The sequence below is a fragment of the Candidatus Methylomirabilota bacterium genome (assembly GCA_027293415.1).
GTDB lineage: Bacteria > Methylomirabilota > Methylomirabilia > Methylomirabilales > CSP1-5 > CSP1-5.
The window spans coordinates 1-5365 of the sequence record JAPUFX010000121.1 but is presented as its reverse complement, the minus strand read 5'-3'; the positions used below and the strand labels follow the sequence as shown (position 1 = coordinate 5365).

Below are 5365 nucleotides of genomic sequence, written 5' to 3'. Positions count from 1 at the left end.
GGCATCGGTGCCCTTCTATTTTTGCATTGGCAACTACGGCACTTTGCTGGGGCTTGCAGATTTCGTCCTGGGAAGAAGGATAAGCAAGTGGGAGCCGCGAAAGACGGACTAGTGCCGCACCAACTATTTTTCACTAGCATTCCGCGCTGGTGCGGCACTTCCGCTAGTCCCGAAAGCCTTCGGGATTCGGCGCTCGGCGTTCGCCTCGCTGAGCACCCCCCAGGCGTAGGGGAGCCTCTCCCCTACAACCCCTCAGTGCCCCTGGCCCGCATCATTCACGAACGGGGGGCCTACGTGAATAATGCGTCCCGCCGCTGCGGCGGGCCTCAAGGCTAGCCCTGAGCGACGCCCCGCACACGCGGGGCGGAGTCGAAGCCCGGAGGGCAGATTATTCACTTCTATGTGAATACTCCGGGCTAGTCCACGGACTCCCGGGCTACCTCCTCGAGCGTCGTCAATCCGCGAATAGCCTTCCGAATCCCATCCTCCACCATCGTGCGCATCCCCTGGGCCCGCGCCGCCCGCCGAATGGTCCCAGCGTCGGCCCGTTCCAAAATGAGGGGGGTGAGTTCGGGCGTAACCGTCAGCAATTCATAAAGCCCGATGCGGCCGCGGTAGCCGGTCTGGTCGCACTTATCACAGCCTTTCCCCTGAAATACCTTGAGCTCTCCCTCCTTGGCCTGAAGTCCTAACCGTCGGATCAGGACAGGATCGGGCGGTGCTTCTTCCTTGCAGTTCGTACAGATGACCCGCACCAACCGCTGGGCCACCACTAAGATGAGGGCAGAGGAAACCAGGAAGGGGGCCGCCCCCATGTCGGTCAGACGGGGGATCGCTCCCGCGGCGTCGTTGGTGTGTAATGTGCTGAAGACGAGGTGTCCGGTCAGCGCGGCCCGGATGGCGATCTCCACCGTTTCTTCGTCCCGCATCTCCCCCACCATGATGACATCCGGATCTTGGCGCAGGATACTGCGCAGGCCAGCTCCGAAAGTGAGCCCCGCCTTCACGTTGACCTGAGACTGTCGAATGCCTGGGATCTCGTACTCCACAGGATCTTCGATGGTCATGATATTCTGCTCTTCAGAATTGAGGTACGTGAGGCCGGAGTACAGGGTGGTGGTCTTCCCACTACCAGTCGGGCCGCTCGCCAGAATGATCCCGTTGGGATGCATCAAGAGCCGCTTGAAGGTGGTGAGTTGATCTGGAGCAAAGCCGAGCTGCTCAAGTCCCAGGACAAGTTTCGAGCGGTCCAGGATGCGGAGTACCACATTTTCCCCCTGGGTGGTCGGAAAGGTCGAGACGCGCAGGTCGACGTCACGGCCTCCAGCATTGAAGCTGATACGCCCATCCTGCGGGAGACGGTTCTCGGCAATGTCCAGGTTCGCCATGACCTTAATCCGGGCGGTGATCGCCCCCTGGAGCTCTTTGGGGAGATGAGGTGCGTGGCGGAGAATGCCATCGACCCGAAATCTGGTACGGACCACCTTCTCCTCTGGCTCCACATGGATATCGGTGGCTCCATCTTGGACCGCCCGGGATATTAGGTTATCAATAAGGCGAATAATCGGCGGCTCTTGGCCCACCTCTGACTCCCCGAGGGCCTCCCCTGCCTTGCGTGCCACATGTTGGAGGGATTGCTCGACCACCTCCTTCCACCCCATCCCGGCCCCGTAGGCCCGGTCCAAGGCCTTCTTCACCTGGCTCTCTGCTGCTCCCACCACCTCAACAGGGCCCTTCGCTAGATGTCGAAGCTCATCGAGAGCGAGCACATCGAGGGGATTGGCCATCGCTACCACAAGTGCCTTCCCGACAAAGGAGATGGGAATGAGGCGCTTCTGCCTCGCGAAATTCTCTTGTACGCGCTGCGTCGCCTCTGGTTGGGGGGAATACTGACCAAGATCCACGTACTTCACCCGGGCCTGAGCAGCAACGGCCGCTGCCACCGCCTCCTCATCGACGAAGCCCAGACGAATCAGGATCGTACCCAGGGTCTCCCTCGTCCGCTGCTGTTCGCGCATGGCGGCTTGCAGCTGCGTCTCGTTAATGAGACCGGCTTCGATTAGACGCTGCCCAAGGGGTTTCACAATCCCTCTCCCGCGGCTACTGCGTTGACACAGTCCCTAGAGAAAATAATAGAAAAAGCCCTGTAGGAGGATGGCGCCCCCCGAATGAAGCTGAGGTCATTTCTCGGCTTGTCACACTCGGCATGCTTGGATAGGTCGGATTTGTGCAAGGCATGTGCCATGGCTCATTCCAATTATTGCAATCGCAAGAGGGCCCGTGCCAGAGGATCGCTACGGCGCAAGCCTTTGAAAACGGGGGCTTGTACTGCCTTGGCCCGCCATCTCTCATCTAAGGCTATGGCCTGGGCCAGTGCCTCATAGGCCCCGGTTGGGTCTCCGCTTTTGACCCGCAGCCGGGCCACGTTATACCAGTTGGCGCCAATGCGGGGTTTAATCGCGACCGCGGTCTCGTACATCCGGAGCGCCTCCTGGGTGTGGCCGGCCGTCTCGTAAAGGGTCCCCAGGTTTGCGTAAGGGGTTACATCACTTCGCCCCAGCACTTCCTTAGCCCGTAAGAAGAGTGCCTCTGCCTCTGAAATCCGGCCCTCTTCAGCGGCTAGTGTCCCAAGATTGTTGAGTGCATGGGGGTAATTGGGATTCACAGCCAGGGCCTGCAGATACATCTCCTTGGCTTTAGGCTTTTCCCCCATTTCGTGATAAGCACCCCCGATGACCCAGTAAGCAATCTCTAACTTGGGGTGGATCTGCAAGGTCTCCCGCGCCTCTTGGATCGCCTCCGGGTATCTCCCTATCAAGAAGAATGTCGTGGCCCGCAGATATCGAGCCTTATAGGACTGGGGATTCCACTCGAGGCTCCGCTCGAGCCGGACTAGGCCAGTTTCCATCCGCTCCTGCCGGAAATCCCGCCGTGCAAGAACATAATGGACCTCCCCAGCGAGAGGTCGCAGGAAAAATTGAAAGCAGATGAGGCCCATGACCAGGAGTCCTGGGAGCAGGTAGGTCAAACGGATCGGTGCTCCTCGCTCGTCGTTGCCGACCTCGCGATCCATCCCGTCGAGCATCCCAAGAAGGATGGCAACAATCATGGCCGATTCCGGGGCGTGCACGACGTAAAAGAGATTCGCATAGGCGGCACAGGCGGCAAGGCCGCCGAGAACCCCCGCCAGGACTCCCTTCTCTTCCCCGGACCCCTTAGCCAGGTGCCAACCCAACCGAACGATTCTCACCGCGAGCCACAGAAGAACCAGCAGGCCCAAAGGCCCTAGCTCCGCCCACAGATTGAGATATTCATTGTGGGCATGCTCAGCCTGCACAGTGGGATGCTGGTAGATGATAGCCGACCGGTACGGGACGAACGCCAGGGCGAAGTTGCCGATGCCCACGCCGGTCCAGAAATGATCCCGGATCATCCGGAGGGTCCCCTTCCAAACAGCCAGGCGCCACTGAAGGCTTAATGCCCCTGGGTCAAGAAAAGTCGACACTCGCTCCCCGAACGATGGAAGGCCGGGCAGGCATACGGGCCAGAGAGCATAGGCGACCAGAACGGCCGAGCCGAGAAGGAGAAGTGGCACAACCTGGGGCAGGCGGTGAGTGCTCTGCAAGATTCCTGGGCCGCGATCCCGGTGGAACGAAACCTTTACGAGCAACCAGATGCCGATCCAGATGCTCACCCACGCTCCCCTCACCATCGAGAGGGTAAGCAGTGCCATCGAGAGGAAGAGAGTCGTCCCGACCACGGTCTTCTCCCACTGTCGGGTTGCATTGAGGTACAGGGCGAAACTGAAGGGGATGACCAAGAGGAGGTAGGCCGATCCGTAGTTCGTATTGCCGAACAATCGGAAGATTATCACCGCAGGCGAAACGGACGGAAAGCGCCATCCCATGGTGCAGCCGTACAGGGAGAAGACGCTCACGACTAGAAGGGTGAGTAGCAAATAGCGGACGAGTTTTTCCTGGCGACCAGGCTGAGAGCAGGTATAGGCCACGGTGAGGTACAGGAGAAACAGCACCAGGAGAAAAGCGATCCGCTGGACGCCGTAGTAGAGGTTCATGGCCTGCGGGAGGGACAGCACAGATACGAGCAGCAGGACGAGGAGGGGGCCAACCAGCTTCGGGAGGGGCCGGAAGGGCCGACCACAGCCCCCCCAGAGCCAGAGAAGGGTGATGAGCGGCACCAGGACCCCGAGGATCGCCCACTTGAGCGAATGGGGAGCAAGTGAAGAATAGGCCAAAGGGACTGCTGCGATGAGAACCCCGAGGGCGATATCGAAGGCGTGGCAAGGGGAGCTCCCCCTCGGGCCCAGCGATCCGACTGAGGGACCCGATCGCAAGAGGTCAGAGACTCTTTTAGGAACGGTTTTCCGCAATCTGAAGAATTCCTCTGTGTCCCGAGAAAAGGAGCTGTCGCGGAAACTTCACAAGATACAAACAGGCATGCTATATGACCGGATTCAGCAATCCGCGTGCCAGGGGTAATGGTCCTGAGGCGGGGTCGGTACCTGTGTCGCGCAGCACGTGGTCAGGCGGCCACGGTGACCCTTTCGAGAGAGGATCCGCTGCGGAGGCTTACAGGGAGGATTTACTTCCCCCCACGTAGGTTGTCAAAGTGGTTGGTCGTGCAGGCTGGCCTGTTGTTCAAGGCAAGGGAACACGTCAGGCCATGCATGGATACGAAAGACTCGGGACGGCAGGGGGCCCTGATTCCACGGTCGGTCGAAGACCAGGACACGGACGGGAAGCTCCGCCGCAGCCAGAGCGACCTCGTACTCATCCTCTAGCAACACATCGAGCTGAAGCCGCTCGGCGGCCCGGCGCTTGTGGAGGGGAGCTTGTATCCCGTCCCGGTAGACGATCTCCTGAAAGAAGGAGGAAAGACCCCTCTGCGTTAGCCACCGCTCGGTGATATCCCGGTCTTGTCGGAGCCGCCCGGTGATGATGAAGAGCCGATGGCCCTCCCGATGCAGCCGGTCGACGCCCTCCCTGGCTCCGGGCAAGAGGGGCCGAGAGCCCAGAAAGTCCGCCTGGTAGAGCTCTGCGAAGAAGGCCTGTATCTCCTCAGGTGGGATCTCGGGGTGGCGCCGGAAAATCTCCCATCCGGCCTCGGTAACGGAAACCTGTAGCCCGAACCGCCGGTTGAAGGCCTCCAGTGCCCCTCCAACTAACTCCCCCTAAGCACCCCAGGGTTCCGCCAGGGGCACTGAGGGGTTGTAGGGGAGAGGCTCCCCTACGCCTGGGGGGTGCTCAGCGAGGCGAACGCCGAGCGCCGAAGGGGGGCCTGCCCCCCTAGCGGAAGTGCCGCACCAGCGCGGAATGCTAGTGAAAAATAGTTGGTGCGGCACTAG

3 protein-coding genes are annotated in these 5365 nt (G+C 60.5%); all 3 read right to left on the bottom strand.

What is annotated here, in order from left to right:
* Positions 1-416: 416 nt before the first annotated feature.
* Entirely contained in the window at positions 417-2084 is a 1668-nt protein-coding gene (locus O6929_08585; protein ID MCZ6480443.1) for an ATPase, T2SS/T4P/T4SS family, read from the bottom strand.
* A 173-nt stretch (positions 2085-2257) separates the two neighbouring features.
* Complete coding sequence (locus tag O6929_08580; protein ID MCZ6480442.1) at positions 2258-4198, bottom strand: tetratricopeptide repeat protein; 1941 nt, start codon at positions 4196-4198, stop codon at positions 2258-2260.
* Positions 4199-4624: 426 nt separating this feature from the next.
* The gene (locus O6929_08575; protein ID MCZ6480441.1) at positions 4625-5170 is read right to left on the bottom strand and encodes a hypothetical protein; all 546 of its coding nucleotides are present in this window, start codon (positions 5168-5170) and stop codon (positions 4625-4627) included.
* Positions 5171-5365 lie beyond the last annotated feature (195 nt).